We start from the raw sequence: 18,013 nt of genomic DNA on the forward strand, positions 1-18,013 counted from the left end.
GACGCGAACGAACACCCAGCCGCGCTGACCCCCGCAGCAAGGCTGAAAAACGGCCGCTGGCTTGTCGCTCAGCGGCCCCGTCGTTGGCCGGTATCCGGGCTGATGGACTTGAGTTCTGCTCGACGCCTTCCCGGTGCACGCACCAGTGGCTATGTGGTCGAACAGTGAGGCGCCAAGGCCTCGTCCACTTACCGTTGCGGGGACAGCTCAGGTTAGATCTGCGGCGTGACCGCTCGTCCTCCTGATTCCCGTTGAACTGCAGCCGCCGTGAAGGCGGGCGCGAGCACCAACGGCGCGGATTCTATCGATGGTCGCTGGCAGCGGTGGAGGGCTTGTGCGGTTTGGCCGTCTTCGGCGGCTTCAGATGGGTGACTTGTGGGGCGCTGGCAGCCTGGGCGGGCGGTGGCGGCGCCTGCAAGCCGACTGCCTGAGCGCGCAGGTGGCGGGCTTCAGCTTCGCTGGCGCGGCGAGACTGGGCCAGGACCGCAGCCTGCCGGGAGTCCGCGAAGTGGCGGTCGCGCGCCGCCTTGCTGTCGGCGGCGCTGGGCTGGTCGTAGTCGACGCTGCTGGCCGCGCTGCCACCGGGGCAGGGCGAGTCGCGCAGGTCGCGACCGTCGAGGCCGCAGCGGTAGACCTGGGCGCGGCGCGTCTGGGTCTGCGCCAGAACAGGCAGTGCGAGTGCGAGGGCCAGAATCAGCAGCAGAGGCTTCATGAGGCCGGAGTGTCTACTGGCGGCTGGGGTTTGGGCGGCTTGGGCCGCGGCGGTTTGGCGTGAATTTTGGCCAGCGCCTTGTCCATGTCGCCGCGCAGCATCAGCTCGACTGCGCCGTAGCTCTTCTCGATGCAGTCCTCCACCGCCTGGCGCTCGGCCAGCGGCGGCTTGCGCAGCACATAGCCGGCCACCTCATCCTTGTGGCCCGGGTGGCCGATGCCCAGCCGCAGCCGCCAGAAGTCCCCGCTGCCAAGCTGAGCCCGCATGTCCTTCAGGCCGTTGTGGCCGCCGTCGCCGCCGCCCTTCTTGAACTTCATCTCGCCGGGCGACAGGTCCAGCTCGTCGTGGATGGCCAGGATCTCTTCCGGCGCGATCTTGAAGAAGCGCGCCAGCGCCGCGACCGACTTGCCGGACAGGTTCATATAGGTCATGGGCTCCAGCAGCCAGATCGGGCCGCTGGCGCCCGGCGCCTGGTTCACGCGGGCCACCAGGCCGTGATAGGCCTTGTCGGGCGCCAGGCTCACCTTGAGGCCCCGGGCCAGGCCGTCAATCCACCAGAAACCGGCGTTGTGGCGCGTGTCTTCGTACTCGGCACCTGGATTGCCCAGGCCCACCATCAGCTTGATCATGACCATGATCGTAGCTTTGAGACCCAGCAATGCTGCAGCTACATTCGGCCGGGAAACTTGGCTGCAACCAGGAGTGGACCGAATGCAGAACAAGGAATCCAAGGGCAGCAAAACCTGGATCTGGGTCGCGGTAGCCGTCGTCATCGTCATTGCGGGCGCGGCGTGGTGGTGGAAGGGCAGGGGCGGCGAAGGCGCCGCTGACGGGCCGGCCGGCGCGGCATCGGCCGCATCTGGTGCCGGCGGGTCGGGCCGGCCCGCGGGCGGGCGCTTTGGCCGCAGCGGGCCGCAGCCGGTCACGGTGGCCGCGGTGCAGAAGCGCGACATGGCCGTCGTCGTCGACGCCATCGGCAGCATCGCCTCGGCCAACACCGCTGTGGTGCACGCCAAGGTCAGCGGCGAGCTGAAGGCTATCTATTTCCACGAGGGCCAGCCGGTGAAAGCCGGCCAGGTGCTCGCCCTCATCGATCCCAAGCCCTACGAGATCGCCCGCGACCAGGCCCAGGGCACGCTGGCGCGCGACCAGGCCCAGCTGGAGAACGCCCGCGCCGACCTTGCCCGCTACAAGGACCTCGTCGCCAAGGAGGCTGCGCCGCGCCAGCAGCTCGACACCCAGCAGGCCCTCGTGCGCCAGTTGGAAGCTACCCTGCTGTCGGACCAGGCGGCGGTGGACAACGCCAAGCTGCAGCTGTCCTACACCCGCGTCACCGCGCCCATCGCCGGCCAGGCGGGCCTGAAGCAGGCCGACCTCGGCAACAACATCACGCCCGGCGACGCCAACGGGCTGCTGACCATCGCCCAGATCCAGCCGGCCGCAGTCGTCTTCGCCGTGCCGGACGCGCGCCTGCCTCGCATCCGCCAGCAGCTGGGCGACAAGCAGGCCTTGCCTGTGCAGGCCTGGGACCGCGAGCGCCGCACCAAGCTGGCCGAAGGCCGCGTTGCCAGCACCGACAACGCCATCGACGCGACCACCGGCACCATCAAGGTCAAGGCCCTGTTCGACAACAAGGACGGCGGTCTCTTCCCCAACCAGTTCGTCAATGTGCGCCTGCAGCTGGACACGCTGAAGGGCGTCCTCGTCGTGCCGACGGCGGCCGTGCAACGTGGCTCCCAGGGCATCTACATCTACGTCGTGGCCGACGGCCAGGTGGCGCTGCGCAAGGTGCAGACCCTGGCCACCGACGGCGATTTCACTGCCGTGCAGGGCGATCTGAAGGAGGGCGACCAGGTTGTCACCGACGGCGCCGACCGCCTGCGTGATGGCGGCAAGGCCGAGGTCATCAAGGTGCCGGCCGCTGGGGCTTCCGGCCCGGGTGGCCGCGGTCGTGGGCGTGGTGCTGGCGCCGGTGCAGCCAGCGCAGCCAGTGGCGCGGGTGGCAATGCAACTGCGGCCAGCACCAGCGCCAGTGCCGCTGACGGCGAGCGCCCGCGCTGGGCAGACCGCGTGCCGCCCGAGATGGTCGAGAAGCTCAAGGCCATGAGCCCGGAGGACCGCCGCACCTGGATCCAGCAGCACCGCGCCTCGGCTCCTTCCCAGTGAGGAAGCTGTGAACGCACCCCGCACGCCCGCTCATCCCGCCGCAACGCCGCCACTCGGCGTTGCAAATGCTCGCCGTAGTCCCTGCTACGGCTGTGCTTTGCGCCTTGATTGGCGACGCCGCGACGGCCTGCTCGGCCGCGCGGAGTCCATTCACAGCTTCCGATGAACCCGTCACGCCTTTTCATCGCGCGGCCGGTCGCGACCTCGCTGCTGATGCTGGCCATCGTGCTGGCCGGCGCCCTGGCCTACCGGCTGCTGCCGGTGTCGGCCCTGCCCGAGGTCGACTACCCGACCATCCAGGTCACGACGCTCTACCCCGGCGCCAGCCCGGACGTGATGACGTCCTCGGTCACCGCCCCGCTGGAGCGCCAGTTCGGCCAGATGCCGGGCCTGGCGCAGATGTCGTCCACCAGCTCGGGCGGGGCCTCGGTCATCACGCTGCGCTTCGAGCTCAGCCTGGCCCTGGACGTGGCCGAGCAGGAGGTGCAGGCGGCCATCAATGCCGGCAGCAACCTGCTGCCCAGCGACCTGCCGATGCCGCCGGTCTACAGCAAGGTCAACCCGGCCGATGCGCCGGTGCTGACCATCGCCATCAGTTCCGCGACCCTGCCCATCACGCGCGTGCACGATCTCGTCGAGAGCCGGCTGGCGCAGAAGATCTCCCAAGTGCCGGGCGTGGGCCTTGTGGGCATCGCGGGCGGCCGGCGGCCGGCCGTGCGCATCCGGGCCAACCCGGGCGCGCTGGCGTCCCTCGGCCTGTCCATCGACGATGTGCGCACGGCGATCTCGGGCGCCAACGTCAACCAGTCCAAGGGCAGCTTCGACGGCCCGCTGCGGGCCTCGACGCTGGACGCCAACGACCAGCTGCGCAGCGCGTCTGAATACGCCAACCTCGTCATCGCCTACAAGAACGGCAATGCGGTGCGGCTCAAGGATGTGGCCCAGCTGGTGGATGACGCCGAGAACCTGCGCCTGGCCGCCTGGGCCGGCCAGGCCAGCAAATCCAGCGTGTCGGCCGTCATCCTGAACGTGCAGCGCCAGCCCGGCGCCAACGTCATCGAGACCGTGGACCGCGTGCGCGCCGTGCTGCCCCAGCTGCAGGCCAGCCTGCCGGCATCGCTGGACGTGCAACTGCTCAGCGACCGCACCACCACCATCCGCGCCTCGGTGACCGATGTGCAGCATGAGCTGCTGTTTGCCATCGTGTTGGTCATCGGCGTCATCTTCGTCTTCCTGCGCAGCCTGCCGGCCACCATCATCCCGGCCGTCGCCGTGCCGGTGTCTCTGGTGGGCACCTTCGGCGTCATGTACATGGCGGGGTTCTCGATCAACAACCTGACGCTGATGGCGTTGGTGATCTCCACGGGCTTCGTGGTGGACGACGCCATCGTCATGATTGAGAACATTGCGCGGCACATGGAGGAGGGCGGTGAAGCCGTCAGCCCATACGACGCAGCCCTGACTGGCTCCAAGCAGATCGGCTTCACCATCATCTCGCTGACGGTCTCGCTGATCGCCGTGCTGATCCCGCTGCTCTTCATGGGCGACGTGGTCGGCCGCCTCTTCCACGAGTTCGCCATCACGCTGGCCGTGTCCATCCTGATCTCGGCCTTCGTGTCGCTGACGTTGACGCCCATGATGTGCGCGCGCCTGCTCAAGCACGAGCACGACGAAGACCACGGCTGGCTGTGGCGCCGCGTGGGCAAGGCCTTCGACGACATCATTGCCGGCTATGGCCGCATGTTGAACTGGGTGCTGGACCGCTCGGCGGCGACGCTGGTCGTCTTCATCGCCACGCTGGGCCTGACCGGCGTGCTCTATCTGCTGGTGCCCAAGGGCTTCTTCCCGGTGCAGGACACGGGCCAGCTGCAGGGCATCACCGAGGCGGCGCAGTCCACCTCCTTTGGCGCCATGGCCGAGCACCAGCAGCGCCTGGCCGAACGCGTGCTGAAGGACCCGGCGGTGGAGAGCGTGTCGTCCTTCATCGGCGTGGACGGTGGCAACACGACGCTGAACCAGGGCCGGCTGCAGATTTCGCTCAAGGCCAAGGAGGGCCGCGGCGCCAGCGCCGCCGAGGTGGCGCGACGCATTGCGGACGCGGCCGCCGAGGAGCCCGGCATTGCGCTGTATCTGCAGCCCGTGCAGGACCTGACCATCGAGGACCGCATCGCCAAGACGCAGTACCAGTTCACGCTGTCTTCGCCGGACTCCGCCGAGTTGAGCCGTTCGACGACGGCCGTGCTGGAGCGGCTGCGTGGCCTGAAGCAGATCGTCGATGTGGCCAGCGACCAGCAGGAAAAGGGCCTCCAAGCCTATGTCGACATCGACCGCGACGCGGCCGGCCGGCTGGGCGTCAGCGTCGCGGCCATCGACAGTGCGCTGTACAGCGCCTTCGGCCAGCGGTTGATCTCGACCATCTTCACGCAGAGCAACCAATACCGCGTCGTGCTGGAAGTGGCGCCCGAGTATCGCCAGGGGCTGGACGGCCTGAAGCGTCTCTATGTGCCCGGCGCGGGCGGCGTGCAGGTGCCGCTCAGCTCGGTGGCGCGCTTCAGCGAGAAGCTGGCGCCGCTGGCTGTCAACCATGTGGCGCAGTTTCCGTCGTCGACCCTGTCCTTCAACCTCGCGCCCGGCGCCTCGCTCGGCGAAGCGGTCAAGGCTGTGCGCGCCGAGGTCGATGCGTTGCAGCTGCCGCTCAGCGTCGAGACGCGATTCGAGGGCGCGGCCCTGGCCTTCCAGGCGTCCCTCACGAGCACGCTGCTGCTCATCCTCGCGGCCATCGTGACGATGTACATCGTGCTGGGCGTGCTCTACGAGAGCACCATCCACCCGCTGACCATCCTGTCGACGCTGCCCTCCGCCGGCCTGGGCGCGCTGCTGGCCCTGCTGGCCTTCCGCCTGGACCTGGACATCATCGCCATCATCGGCATCGTGCTCTTGATCGGTATCGTCAAGAAGAACGCGATCATGATGATCGACTTCGCCTTGGAGGCCGAACGCGATCATGGCAAGACGCCGCGCGACGCCATCTTCGAGGCCTGCCTGCTGCGTTTCCGGCCCATCCTGATGACGACGATGGCGGCCCTGCTGGGCGCGCTGCCGCTGATGCTCGGCACCGGCGTGGGCAGCGAGCTGCGCCACCCGCTGGGCGTCGTCATGGTCGGCGGCCTCATCGTCAGCCAGCTGCTGACGCTGTTCACGACGCCGGTCATTTACCTGGGCTTCGCATCGGTGGCCGCGCGCCTCAAGCGCCGCGGCCAGGCGAAGGAGGCCGTGGCGTGAACCTGTCGCGCGTCTTCATCGAGCGCCCCATCGGCACGGCGCTGATCACTTGCGGCCTGGCGCTGGCGGGCGCCATCGCCTATCTGCTGCTGCCGATTGCGCCGCTGCCCCAGGTCGAGTTCCCGACCATCTCGGTCAGCGCCTCCCTGCCCGGTGCCAGCCCCGACACGATGGCCGCCACCGTGGCCACGCCGCTGGAGCGGACGCTCGGCAGCATCGCCGGCGTCACCGAGATCACCTCGTCATCGTCGCTGGGCAGCAGCCGCGTCACGCTGCAGTTCGACCTCAGCCGCGACATCGACAGCGCCGCCCGCGACGTGCAGGCCGGCATCAACGCCTCGCGCGCGCTGCTGCCCACGGGCATGCCGAGCAACCCGAGCTACCGCAAGGTCAACCCGGCCGACGCGCCCATCATGATCGTCGCGCTGACGTCGGACACGCTGACGCGCGGCCAGATGTACGACGCCGCCTCCACCGTGCTGGCGCAGCGGCTGTCGCAGGTCGATGGCGTCGGCCAGGTCAGCGTGGGCGGCGGCGCGCTGCCGGCCGTGCGCATCGAGCTGGACCCGAACAAGCTGTCCGCCCAGGGCATCTCGCTGGATCAGGTCAGGGCGGCCGTTGTCGCCACCAATGCCAACCGGCCCAAGGGGCAACTGGAGAGCGGCGACCGCACCTGGCAGATCATCGCCAACGACCAGGCCCGCCTCGCCAGCGACTACGCACCCCTGGTGCTGAGCTACAAGAACGGCGCCGCCGTGCAGCTGCGCGACGTGGCCTCCATCGAGGACAGCGTGCAGGACCTGCGCAACGACGGCCTGGCCAATGGCCGCTCGGCCGTGCTGCTGATCCTGAACAAGGCACCCAGCGCCAACATCATCAAGACGGTGGACACCGTGCGGGCTCTGCTGCCGCAGTTGCGCGCCTCCATCTCGCCGGCCATCAATGTCGACGTCGTCATGGACCGCACGTCCACCATCCGCGGCAGCATCAAGGAGGTGCAGCGCACGCTGGCCATCTCTTTCGGCCTGGTCATCGTCGTCGTCTTCATCTTCCTGCGGCGCTTCCGTGCCGCCCTGCTGCCGGCGGTGGCCGTGCCGGTGTCGCTGGCCGGCACCTGCGGCTTCATGTATCTGCTGGGCTACAGCATCGACAACCTGTCGCTGATGGCGATGACGGTGGCGACGGGCTTCGTCGTCGACGACGCCATCGTCGTGCTCGAGAACATCTCGCGCCACATCGAGCGCGGCGTGCCGCCCCGCGAGGCGGCGCTGAAAGGCGCGCGCGAGATCGGCTTCACCGTCGTTTCCATCTCGCTGAGCCTGATTGCCGTCTTCATCCCCATCCTGGCCATGGGTGGCATCGTCGGGCGGCTGTTCCGCGAGTTCGCCGTCGTGCTGTCGGTGGCCATCCTGGTGTCCATGGTCGTGTCGCTGACCACCACGCCCATGATGGCCGCGACCTTGCTCAAGCCCCATGGCGAGGCGAAGAAGGCCGGCCGCGTCGGCCAATTTCTCGGACGCCTGCAACGCGCATTGATGCGCGGCTACCGCCGCAGTCTGCGCTGGACGCTGCGCCACCAGCCCGTCGCGCTGCTGGTGCTGGCCGGCGTCGTCGCGCTGAACGTGCATCTCTACATGACCATCCCCAAGGGCTTCTTCCCGCAGCAGGACACCGGCCTGATGACTGGCGGCGTACAGGCCGACCAGGCCTCCTCCTTCCAATCCATGCAGCTCAAGCTGCGCACCTTCCATGACATCGTGCGCGCCGACCCTGCCGTGGCCAACGTCACCGGTTTCACCGGCGGCGGCCAGCGCAACAGCGCCAACATGTTCATCAGCCTGAAGCCCCAGGCCGAGCGTGAGGAGAGCATCGACGCCGTCATCAACCGGCTGCGCGGCAAGCTGGCCAAGGTGCCCGGCGCCAATCTCTTCATGGCGCCCGTGCAGGACATCCGCATCGGCGGCCGTCAGGCCAATGCCTCGCTGCAGTACACGCTGCAGTCGGACAGCCTGGAAGACCTGCGCACCTGGGAGCCGCGCATCCGCCGCGCGCTGACCGAGGTGCCGGAGATCACCGACGTCAACACCGACCAGCAAGACAAGGGCACGCAGACGTCCCTCGTCGTCGACCGTGACGCGCTGGCACGGCTCGGCATCACGATGGGCGCCTTCGACAGCACGCTGAACAACGCCTTCGGCCAGCGCCAGGTCGGCGTCATCTACAACCCGCTGAACCAGTACCGCGTCGTCATGGAGCTGGCACCCGTCTGGCTGCAAAGCCCGCAGACCCTGGACCGGCTGATGCTGACCAGCAGCGCGGGCCAGCAGGTGCCGCTATCTGCGGTGGCGCGCGTCGAGACGACCAACACTCCGCTGTCAGTCAACCACCAGAGCGGCACGCCGGCCAGCACCATCAGCTTCAACCTGGCCGAGGGCGTGTCGATGTCGGATGCGGTCGTCGCCATCAATGACGCCGTGGCCGGCAGCGGCGCGCCGGTGTCGGTGCGCGGCAGCTTCCAGGGCACGGCCCAGGCCTTCCAGGCGTCCCTCAAGTCCCAGCCCCTGCTCATCCTCGCGGCCATCGTGACCATCTACCTGGTGCTGGGCATGCTCTACGAGAGCCTCATCCACCCGATCACCATCCTGTCGACGCTGCCCTCGGCGGGCGTCGGCGCGCTGCTGGCGCTGATGGCTTTCAAGACCGACTTCACCATCATTGCGCTGATCGGCGTCATCCTGCTGATCGGCATCGTCAAGAAGAACGCCATCATGATGCTGGACTTCGCCATCTCGGCCCAGCATGCCGCCGATGAGCGCGGCAGCCGGCTGTCGCCGGGTGCCGCCATCTACCGCGCGGCCCTGCTGCGGCTGCGCCCTATCCTGATGACGACGGTGGCCGCCGTCTTCGGTGCCGTGCCGTTGGCCCTGGGCCATGGCGAGGGCGCCGAGCTGCGCGTGCCGCTGGGCATCTCCATCGTCGGCGGCCTGCTGCTGAGCCAGCTGCTGACCCTCTACACCACGCCCGTCGTGTTCTGCTGCATGGACAGGCTGAGCCGCAAGAAGCGCGCGCCTGCTCGTGCAGCTGTCATCCAGACCGCGACCTAAGCCATGCTGAAGACTGCCCTTGCTCCCTTGACCGTCGCGCTGCTGCTTGCCGGCTGCGCCGTGACCTCGCAGCACCCGCCTGCTGAAGCCCCGCCGCCCGAGCACTTCACGGGCTCGACCGAATGGCGGCGCGTGGCGCCCGAGGTCGCCGTGCCCGAGGCCTGGTGGACGATGTTCAAGGATCCGGTGCTGGACAGCCTGCAAGCCGACCTTGTTGTCGGCAACCAGAACCTTGCCGCGGCCCTGGCCCAGGTTGCATCGGCCCGCGCGGTGCTTGCAGCCAGCCGCTCGGCCATTTTCCCCACGTTGTCCGTTGGCGCGGGCAGCACCCGATCCGCCACGGCCGAGAACGGCAACGGCCAGCGCACCGTGTCGACCAACAACTCGCTGACGGCCAACGCGGCCTGGGAGATCGATCTCTGGGGGCGCCTCGCCGAAGGCGTCAAGGCCGCCGGCGCGAACTACCAGGCCAGCCAAGCCGATCTGGCCGCGCTGCGCCTGTCGGCGCAGGCGACGCTGACGCAAAGCTATTTCGCGTTGCGCACCGCCGAGGCGCAGCAGGCGCTGCTGGAGCGCACCGTGACCGCCAACCAGCGCGCGCTGGAGTTGACCGAGGCCCGCTATGCCGGCGGCGTCGTCGCGCAGACCGATGTGCTGCAGGCTCGCACCCAGCTGCGCAGCGTGCAGTCGCAGCTCAGCGACATGCGCACCGAGCGCGCGCAACTTGAGCACGCCATCGCCACCCAGGTCGGCAAGCTGCCGGGGCAGTTCCAGCTGCTGCCCAGCTCTCACCTGCCCGAGCTGCCGCCGGTACCCGACCTGGTGCCGTCGACGATGCTGGCCCAGCGCCCCGACATCGCCGCCGCGCGCGCCCGCCAGACGGCGGCGTATGCGCAGATCGGCATCGCCGATGCGGCCTTCTTCCCCGCAATCGACCTGTCGGCCAGCGCCGGCTACCGCGGCTCGTCCTGGTCCAACCTGATCTCGGCGCCCAACCTGTTGTGGAGCATCGGTGCGGCCGTGGCGCAGCCGATCTTTGACGGCGGCCAACGCAAGCTGGCTTCAGCCCAAGCTCGCGCCTCGGCCGATGCCGCTACCGCCAACTACCGCCAGGCGGTGCTGACGGCGTTCCAGGAGGTCGAGGACAACCTCGTGCAGTTCGCCGAATCCGGCGCCGCGCTGGCCCTGCAGCGTGACGCTTTCGAGGCCGCCCAGCGAAACCTCGACATCGTGCTGGCCCAGTACCGCGCCGGCACGGTCAGCTTCCTGAACGTCAGTGCGGCGCAGAGTTCGCTGCTATCGGCTGAAGCCAACCTGCTGTCTGCCCGCAACCGCCAGCTGGTGGCGGCCAATCTGCTGCTGAAGAACCTGGGTGGCCGGCTGCCGGCGCAATGAAAAAGGGCTCCTTGCGGAGCCCCTCGTCTTTGGCTTGAAGCCTCGAAGAAATTACTTCTTCTTCTTCTTCTTGCCGTCGTCGACCACCGGAGCGGCGGCAACGATGACTTCTTCAGCAACCGGCGCGATCGGCGTCGCGATGACGGGGTTCGGCTTGCCGTGCGTCACGACCTTGATGCCTTCCGGCAGCTTGATGTCGTTGACGTGCAGCGAGTGACCCTGGGTCAAGCCAGACAGGTCCACCTCGATGAACTCGGGCAGTTGCTTGGCCAGGCAGGTGATCAGCAGTTCGGTCACAACGTGGTTGACCGTGCAGTGGTCGGTCTTGACGGCCGGCGACGTGTCTTCACCGATGAAGTGCAGCGGCACCTTCTTCGTGATCTTGGTCGTGGCGTCCACGCGTTGGAAGTCGCAGTGCAGGACTTGCGGCTTGTACGGGTGCATCTGGAAATCGCGCAGCAGCACTTGCGTGGTGGCGCCAGCCAGTTCCATGTCCAGCAGCGAGCTGTGGAAGGCTTCCTTCTTGAGGGCGTGGAACAGCGCGTTGTGATCGAGTTCGATCATGACGGGCTCACCAGCGCCAAAAACGATACCGGGCACTTTGCCGGCCACGCGCAGGCGGCGGCTCGCTCCGGTCCCCTGCAATTTGCGCTCAAAAGCGACGAACTTCATGGTTTTCTCCAAAAAGAGAAACGGCACCCGCGACCAGGCGCCGTTGGGAATGCGGCCTTGCGACCGCGGCGAAATCCCCGATCAGAAGTTGTTGTTCTGCTCGGAGAAGAGACTGGTGACCGACTCGCCGTCGGAAATACGGCGGATGGTCTCGGCGAACAGGAAGGCCACCGACAGCTGGCGGATCTTCTTGCAGGCCTTGGCCGCGTCGGTCAGCGGAATGGTGTTGGTGATGACGACTTCGTCCAGCTGCGAGCTGGCGATGCGCTCGATGGCCGGGCCCGACAGGATGGGGTGGGTGCAATAGGCGAACACGCTCTTGGCGCCACGCGCCTTCAGCACATCGGCCGCCTTCACGAGGGTGCCGGCGGTGTCGATCATGTCATCCATGATCACGCAGTTGCGGCCGTCGATCTCGCCGATGACGTGCATCACTTCGGACACGTTGGCGGTGGGGCGGCGCTTGTCGATGATGGCCAGGTCGCAGCCGAGCTGTTTGGCCAGGGCGCGGGCACGCACCACGCCGCCGACGTCCGGCGACACGACGACGAGGTCGCTGTAGTTGCGGCTCTTCAGGTCCGACAGCAGGACGGGCGACGCGTAGATGTTGTCGACCGGGATGTCAAAGAAGCCCTGGATCTGGTCGGCGTGCAGGTCCATGGTCAGCACGCGCTCGACGCCGACGGTTTCCAGCAGGTTGGCGACGACCTTGGCCGAGATCGGCACGCGGGTGGAGCGCGGGCGGCGGTCCTGGCGGGCGTAGCCGTAGTAGGGGATGACGGCGGTGATGCGGCGGGCACTGGAGCGCTTGAGCGCGTCCGCCATGATCAGCAGCTCCATCAGGTTCTCGTTCGTCGGCGCGCAGGTGGGCTGGATGACGAAGACGTCGCGGGCGCGCACGTTCTGCTGGATCTCGACGGCGACTTCGCCGTCCGAGAAACGCCCGACGACGGCCTTGCCCAGCTCGAGACCGAGATGGGTGGCCATTTCCTGAGAGAGGACCGGGTTCGCGTTGCCGGTGAAGAGAACCGTGTTGAGCAGCACTGGGCTTCCTTGAGTCAGTGGCCCGCTGAATGCGCAGCCGGTTCAGCGAAGTACGGAAAACATTTGGCAGGGGAGGAAGGACTCGAACCCTCGCATGTCGGAATCAAAATCCGATGCCTTGACCAACTTGGCGACTCCCCTACACAGGACCCGGCCGAGCGGCCGAACCCTATAAACCTTTGTCAGCCGGCCCAGCCCGCGAGCGGGTGTTGAGCCAGGCTGTGGCAGATTCGACCGGTCCACTCCGCAGGTCTGGCCCGCAGTAATGTCGCCAGGGACTGGTCGTCATTGCCATCTTTTCCATTCCCGGCGAGTACTGAAAACACTGCAGCGCCTGAGCCCGTCATTCGGGCGTTGCCGAATTGCTTCGACATGCACGCTACCGCGTCTTGCACTTCACTGCTGATACTTTCGGCGGCGGGCTGGAGATCGTTGTGACCAAAGCCATTCACCAAGTTTTCTGCAGTTCCAGCCAGGGCGGGAAAGCCCGCGACTATAGCCAGGTTTTCAGACCTTGCCAAGAGTTGGCTTGAAAAGATGTCCTTGGTTGCCAGCCCGGCCGGGCCCTTGAGCACGGCGAAGCGCTGCTCGGGCAAGGTCAGTGGATGCAGGATTTCGCCGATGCCTTCGACGAAGGCCGGGCCGCCGCCGAGGAAGAAGGGCAGGTCGGCGCCGAGCTTCAGGCCGAGCGCTATCAGGCGGTCCAGCGGCAGGCGCAGATCCCAGAGCCGGTTCAGCGCCAGCAGCGTCGTCGCCGCATCCGACGAGCCGCCGCCCATGCCGGCACCGGCAGGCAGCCGCTTTTCGAGATGGATGTCGGCGCCGAGCGTGCAGCCAGTCTCGGTTTGCAGCAGGCGAGCGGCACGCAGGCAGAGGTCATCGGCGGGCAGATCGCCTGCGAGCACATCATGGCGACGCAGCTGCCCGTCTGCGCGAGTCTCCACATGCAGCGTGTCCGCCCAATCGATCAGCACAAAGACTGACTGCAGCAGGTGGTAGCCATCAGGCCGCTTGCCGATCACATGCAGAAAGAGGTTGAGCTTGGCGGGCGCGGCCAGGTCGTACAGCGCCTTCATTCGCCGCTGTCCAGCCGGGCGCGCAGCGTGACGGTGGGTTCGGCCAGGCGCGTGGCGACGAGGGCGGGCAGCTTGGGTTCGATGCGCCAGCCCAGTTGCTCGAAGCCGCTCGTCGTCTTGAGGTGTGGCGCGGCGGGCCAGGGTCGGGCTTGCAGCCAGTCGAACAGCGCAGCAACCGGCACCGGCTCGCCGAGCAGCTCGCGGGTCAATGCGTCGAGGTCGTCGAAGCGGCGCTCGTCGCCGGGCGTCTGCAGCGTGACGCGGCCGGGCTGCCAGTTCGCGCGGGCTACCAGGGCGCCGAGCGGCGATGTCAGCTCCAGCCGCCCAGCCTGCGGGCCGCCGAACAGTTCGAAGCTGGCCGCACCGCCGGTGCCACGGTTGTGCGCATCGCCAGCCACCGTCACGCTGATGCGGCCACTGAGCCGGGACTCCTGGCCAGCGGGCGGCGCCTGAGGCAGCTGCGCGCAGCCGGCGACGGCGAGCGCGAGGAGCAGGGCGGCCAGCCTCATCGCGGCTTGACCTTCAGCCGGTCCAGTGCCTCGCGCAGGGCCTCGTTGCCAGGTTCGCGCTGGGCGGCCTCTGCAAAGACGCGGCGGGCTTCATCCTGGGCGCCGCTGGCCCACAGCACCTCGCCAAGATGGGCGGCGATCTCGGCGTCGGGGCGGGCGGTATGGGCCTGGCGCAGCAGCTTGGCGGCCTCGGGCAGGTTGCCCAGGCGGAATTCGACCCAGCCCAGGCTGTCGACGATGAAGGGCTCGCCCGGCGCCAGCTTCAGCGCCTGTTCGATGAGCTCCTTGGCCTCGGGCAGGCGCAGATTGCGCTCGGCCAGCGAATAGCCCAGGGCGTTGTAGGCGTGGTGATAGTCGGGTTTGATCTCGATGACCCGGCGCAAGAGGCTCTCCATTTCATCGAAGCGGCCCGCCTTCTCGGTCATCATGGCCTGTTCGTAGACGAGGTCGGCGTCGGCGGGAAAGCGGGTCGTGGCAGTCTTGAGGACGGCCAGTGAGGCCGTGTAGTCGCGCTGCTCGCGCATCAGCTGGGCCTCGGCAAGCAGCGCGGCGCGGGCGTCGGCATCGCTGGCATCGGTCGCCGGTTGCAGCAGCTTGCGGGCCTCAGGCAGCTTCCCTTGTCGAGCCAGCAGGCTGGCGCGGCGGTAGCGCAGTTCCAGTCCGTTGCCGTCCACCTTTTGCAGTGCCGCCTCGGCGGCCTTGAGGTCGCCGCGCTGCTCGGCCGCCTGGGACAGCATCAGCCAGGCCTGCTGGCGGCCCTCGGCGCGGGCCTTGATCTCGGCATCGGTGCCCGAGGCCGGCGTGTCCAGCCTCTTCAGGGCTTCGCGCAGGGCGGCCTCAGCGGCGGCGGCATGCTTGAGCTCCAGCTCGGTGGCGCCCAGGGCCAGCCAGGGGGCGGGGTTGTCGGGTGTCGCCTCGGTCAGCAGGCGGAACTCGCGCGCGGCATCGGCCGGGCGCTGGGCCAGGATCAAGGCGCGGGCATAGGCCTGGCGCAGCGCATGCTGATCAGGCGTCTGCTGCAGCCTGGCGGTGATCAGCCCTTCGGCCTGAGGCTCCGTGGGCATCAGGTCGACGGCCAGTTGCATCGCGTCATCGTTGTCGGGCACGAGCTGGTTGAGTTCGCGGGTCAGTCCAAGTGCTCGCCCGTTCTCGCCGGCATTGATGGACAGGCGGGCCTCGGTGTACAGGGCGGCGGGCTTGAGCGGGCCGGCCTGGGCCTGCAGCACCGGGCGCAGGGCCATGAGCACGGCCTTGGGATCGGGCGAGCGCTGAAACAGGCGGGGCAGCGCGAGGATGAGCCCGGGGCGCTGCGGAGCGGGCGCAACGCGCAGCAAGCTCGCCAGCGGCGTGGGTACTTCGGCGGGCTTGTTCATGACGGCCAGCAGCTGCACGCAGTTCTGCAGCGCCTCGGCCGAGGTTGGCACTGTCTCGGCCCAGGCGCGTGCGGCCATCAGGGCCTGGTCACCCGCACGAGCCTGCACGGCGATGTTGACGACGCGCTTGAACAGCTCCTCGTCGCCGGTGCGGCGCGCGGCGTCCAGCAGCACCTGGAAGGCGACGCCGGCCTGGCCACTCTGCAGCTCGAGCTCGCCGATCAGCAGTTGGTAGAACAGCGGCGCGTCCATGGCCGAGTTCGTCGGTGCCTCGGCGGGAGTGGCCGGCGCGACGGCATCCTGGGCGTGGGCTTGCAGGGCGGCGAACAGGGCGGCCGCGGCGATCACGCGGCGAGTGGGCAGGGGCATTCGAACTCCGACTGGACAGGGCCTGATTATGATTTCCGTCTCATGCCCGAGTTACCCGAAGTCGAAGTCACGCGCCGCAGCTTTGCCGGTGCCATCCAGGGGGCCCGGGTGACCGGCCTTCGCCTGGGAAAACCCTTGCGCTGGCCACTCGGCGTCGACCCCGAAACACTGCTCGGCAGCCGCGTCGGCAGCACGCAAAGAAGGGGTAAATATTTGTGGCTGCCGCTGGAAAAAGGCGATGCCGGGCCGCCCCAAATCGCCTTGCTCCCCTCGGGGGGCGGGCTGGGCGCCGCTCAGCCCTTGGGGCCGACAAGTGCCGGGGGCTTGTTGATGCATCTGGGAATGTCGGGTTCGCTGGCCTTTCTCGACACGACACCCGCGCCCGGCGCGCATGATCATTTCGACCTGCACACCGACCATGGCCTGCTGCGCCTGACCGACCCGCGCCGCTTCGGCGCCGTCGTCTGGGGCGCCGCACTGGATGCCGAACCTGTGGCCACGCTGCTCGGCAGCCTGGGCCTGGAGCCCTTCGACGAGCGATTCGACGGCCTGCACCTGCATGCGGCGCTCAGCGGCCGGCGCGTGTCCATCAAGCAGGCGCTGCTGGCAGGCGACATCGTCGTCGGCGCTGGCAATATCTACGCCTGTGAGGCGCTGTTCATGGCCGGCATCGACCCGCGCCTGCCCGCCGGCAAGCTGAGCCGCCCGCGTGCCGACAAGCTCGCCGCGGCCGTGCGCACGGTGCTCGGCCAGGCGCTGGAAGCTGGTGGCACGACGCTGCGCGACTTTCGCGACGCCCATGGCGTGGCGGGCAGCTTCCAGATGCAGGCGCAGGTCTATGGCCGCGAAGGCGACGCCTGTCGGCGTTGCAGCACCGTCATCAGGCGCATCGTGCAAGGCGCACGTTCCACCTTCTTCTGCCCCCAATGCCAGAAACGATGAGACCAGAAGCGCTGGGCGCCGACTTCGGCAAGACCGTCGTCGCCTGGCAGCGCCGCCATGGCCGTAACACGCTGCCGTGGCAGAACACGCGCGACCCCTATCGCGTCTGGCTGTCGGAAGTCATGCTGCAGCAAACCCAGGTCGCGACGGTGCTGGGCTACTACGAACGCTTCCTGGCGCGCTGGCCCAAGGTCACCGACCTGGCCGCGGCGTCGCTGGACGAAGTGCTCGCGCAATGGGCCGGCCTGGGCTACTACAGCCGGGCGCGCAATCTCCACGCCTGCGCCAGGGCCGTGGCCGATCTGCATGGCGGCGAGTTCCCAGGCACGGCTGCAGCCCTGCAGACGCTGCCCGGCATCGGGCGCTCCACTGCCGCAGCCATTGCGGCCTTCTGCTTTGGCGAGCGCGTCGCCATCCTGGACGGCAACGTCAAGCGCGTGCTGTCGCGCGTGCTGGCATTCAGCGGCGATCTCTCCAGCAGCGCCGCCGAGAAGAAGCTGTGGGACCGTGCCACCGAGCTGCTGCCCGAGCGCGACGTTGACCGCTACACCCAGGGCCTGATGGACCTCGGCGCGACGATCTGCAGCACGCGCTCGCCCGACTGCCTGCTCTGCCCCGTGCAGCCCATGTGCCGCGGGCAGCAGGAGGGCGATCCGACGCGCTTCCCGGTCAAGACCAGGAAGCTCAAGCGCGGCCGTCGCGAGAACTGGTGGCTGTGGGTTGAGAGCGTCGAGGGCCGGGTCTTGCTGCAGCAGCGACCTGACACCGGCGTCTGGGCGGGCCTGTGGACGCTGCCGATGTTTGACGACGAGGCCAGCGCCCGAGCGGCCCTGCCGGGCGGCGAGCTGGAGACGCTGCCGCGGCTGCAGCACGCGCTGACGCACTTCGATTGGGTGCTGCACACGCTGCGGGCCGAGGCAGTTGAGGGTATGACTCCTGGCGGCACTTGGGTGGCGCGGGAGAAACTGGTGGATTACGCGCTGCCTGCGCCGCTGAAGAAGTTGATCGAGGGAGACTGAGCCATGAAACCACACATCAAGAGCGGCATCGAGTACGCAGTCATCACCCTGCTCGTCGCCGGCCTGTGCCTGTGGCAGATCATCAGCAGCACGCAGGACGGCGAGCCGCCGGCGTCCAGGCTCGTCCTGCTGGGTCTGGGTCTCGTCGTGGCGGGCACCATGCATTGCGTTTTCATGATGCAGCTGGTGCGCCGCACGGGCCGGGCCTTCATGCCGTGGTTCATTGCCGTCGTCGTTTTCATGCCCATCGGCACCGCGGTGCTGCTCGCCTTGTTGCTGGGCGAGGCCGAGCCGTCTGAAAGTTGACAAAACAGGGGTTGCACACGCATTGCCTGCCCACGGCGAAAGGG

General features: G+C 68.2%; 14 protein-coding genes, 1 tRNA gene and 1 riboswitch. Of the genes, 7 read left to right on the top strand and 8 right to left on the bottom strand.

The features are described 5' to 3' along the window. Positions 1 to 67: 67 nt before the first annotated feature. Positions 68 to 306, bottom strand: a riboswitch (cobalamin riboswitch). Beyond that, on the bottom strand, positions 302 to 712 hold the full coding sequence (locus ASC91_RS06050; protein ID WP_056193776.1) for a hypothetical protein: 411 nt from the start codon (positions 710 to 712) through the stop codon (positions 302 to 304). It overlaps the preceding riboswitch by 5 nt. Beyond that, a complete protein-coding gene (gene pth, locus ASC91_RS06055) occupies positions 709 to 1,341 on the bottom strand; it encodes an aminoacyl-tRNA hydrolase (protein ID WP_056193984.1) in 633 nt (210 codons plus the stop codon). Before pth ends, ASC91_RS06050 begins: the two co-directional genes overlap by 4 nt. A gap of 82 nt (positions 1,342 to 1,423) precedes the next feature. Here pth and ASC91_RS06060 point away from each other — a divergent pair, with 82 nt between their 5' ends. The 4 genes from ASC91_RS06060 to ASC91_RS06075 all read left to right on the top strand — a co-directional run bounded on the left by ASC91_RS06060 (position 1,424) and on the right by ASC91_RS06075 (position 10,659). After that, the gene (locus ASC91_RS06060; RefSeq protein ID WP_056193779.1) at positions 1,424 to 2,878 is read left to right on the top strand and encodes an MdtA/MuxA family multidrug efflux RND transporter periplasmic adaptor subunit; all 1,455 of its coding nucleotides are present in this window, start codon (positions 1,424 to 1,426) and stop codon (positions 2,876 to 2,878) included. Between the two features lie 162 nt (positions 2,879 to 3,040). Then, positions 3,041 to 6,160, top strand: coding sequence for an MdtB/MuxB family multidrug efflux RND transporter permease subunit (locus tag ASC91_RS06065; RefSeq protein ID WP_056193783.1), 3,120 nt, complete (start codon positions 3,041 to 3,043; stop codon positions 6,158 to 6,160). After that, on the top strand, positions 6,157 to 9,264 hold the full coding sequence (locus tag ASC91_RS06070; protein ID WP_056193786.1) for a multidrug efflux RND transporter permease subunit: 3,108 nt from the start codon (positions 6,157 to 6,159) through the stop codon (positions 9,262 to 9,264). The genes ASC91_RS06065 and ASC91_RS06070 overlap by 4 nt, the downstream gene beginning before the upstream one ends. Before the next feature lie 3 nt (positions 9,265 to 9,267). Continuing rightward, on the top strand, positions 9,268 to 10,659 hold the full coding sequence (locus tag ASC91_RS06075) for an efflux transporter outer membrane subunit (protein ID WP_157281205.1): 1,392 nt from the start codon (positions 9,268 to 9,270) through the stop codon (positions 10,657 to 10,659). 51 nt (positions 10,660 to 10,710) lie between these two features. On the opposite strand, the gene ASC91_RS06080 is transcribed toward ASC91_RS06075, so the two are convergent. From ASC91_RS06080 to ASC91_RS06105, 6 genes are all read right to left on the bottom strand, one after another. Beyond that, on the bottom strand, positions 10,711 to 11,331 hold the full coding sequence (locus ASC91_RS06080; protein WP_056193788.1) for a 50S ribosomal protein L25/general stress protein Ctc: 621 nt from the start codon (positions 11,329 to 11,331) through the stop codon (positions 10,711 to 10,713). A gap of 81 nt (positions 11,332 to 11,412) precedes the next feature. Continuing rightward, the gene (locus ASC91_RS06085) at positions 11,413 to 12,375 is read right to left on the bottom strand and encodes a ribose-phosphate pyrophosphokinase (RefSeq protein ID WP_056193791.1); all 963 of its coding nucleotides are present in this window, start codon (positions 12,373 to 12,375) and stop codon (positions 11,413 to 11,415) included. Positions 12,376 to 12,439: 64 nt separating this feature from the next. Then, positions 12,440 to 12,516 (bottom strand) — tRNA-Gln (locus ASC91_RS06090). Positions 12,517 to 12,557: 41 nt separating this feature from the next. Further along, positions 12,558 to 13,451, bottom strand: a complete 894-nt coding sequence (gene ispE / locus ASC91_RS06095; RefSeq protein ID WP_056193795.1) for a 4-(cytidine 5'-diphospho)-2-C-methyl-D-erythritol kinase — start codon at positions 13,449 to 13,451, stop codon at positions 12,558 to 12,560. Beyond that, entirely contained in the window at positions 13,448 to 13,960 is a 513-nt protein-coding gene (locus ASC91_RS06100; protein ID WP_056193798.1) for an outer membrane lipoprotein LolB, read from the bottom strand. The genes ispE and ASC91_RS06100 overlap by 4 nt, the downstream gene beginning before the upstream one ends. Then, positions 13,957 to 15,702: a tetratricopeptide repeat protein gene (locus ASC91_RS06105; protein WP_056193801.1), complete on the bottom strand. Its 1,746-nt coding sequence runs from the start codon at positions 15,700 to 15,702 to the stop codon at positions 13,957 to 13,959. The genes ASC91_RS06100 and ASC91_RS06105 overlap by 4 nt, the downstream gene beginning before the upstream one ends. A gap of 42 nt (positions 15,703 to 15,744) precedes the next feature. Here ASC91_RS06105 and mutM point away from each other — a divergent pair, with 42 nt between their 5' ends. From mutM to ASC91_RS06120, 3 genes are read left to right on the top strand one after another with little or no spacing between them, the layout of a single operon-like run. After that, positions 15,745 to 16,644 (top strand): bifunctional DNA-formamidopyrimidine glycosylase/DNA-(apurinic or apyrimidinic site) lyase, encoded by a 900-nt coding sequence (gene mutM / locus ASC91_RS06110; RefSeq protein WP_056193804.1) that lies wholly within the window; start codon positions 15,745 to 15,747, stop codon positions 16,642 to 16,644. Beyond that, the gene (gene mutY, locus ASC91_RS06115) at positions 16,641 to 17,663 is read left to right on the top strand and encodes an A/G-specific adenine glycosylase (protein ID WP_235531865.1); all 1,023 of its coding nucleotides are present in this window, start codon (positions 16,641 to 16,643) and stop codon (positions 17,661 to 17,663) included. The genes mutM and mutY overlap by 4 nt, the downstream gene beginning before the upstream one ends. Positions 17,664 to 17,666: 3 nt before the next feature. Then, positions 17,667 to 17,969, top strand: a complete 303-nt coding sequence (locus ASC91_RS06120; protein WP_056193809.1) for a hypothetical protein — start codon at positions 17,667 to 17,669, stop codon at positions 17,967 to 17,969. Positions 17,970 to 18,013 lie beyond the last annotated feature (44 nt).

Source organism: Pelomonas sp. Root1237, assembly GCF_001425055.1.
Taxonomy (GTDB): domain Bacteria; phylum Pseudomonadota; class Gammaproteobacteria; order Burkholderiales; family Burkholderiaceae_C; genus Pelomonas.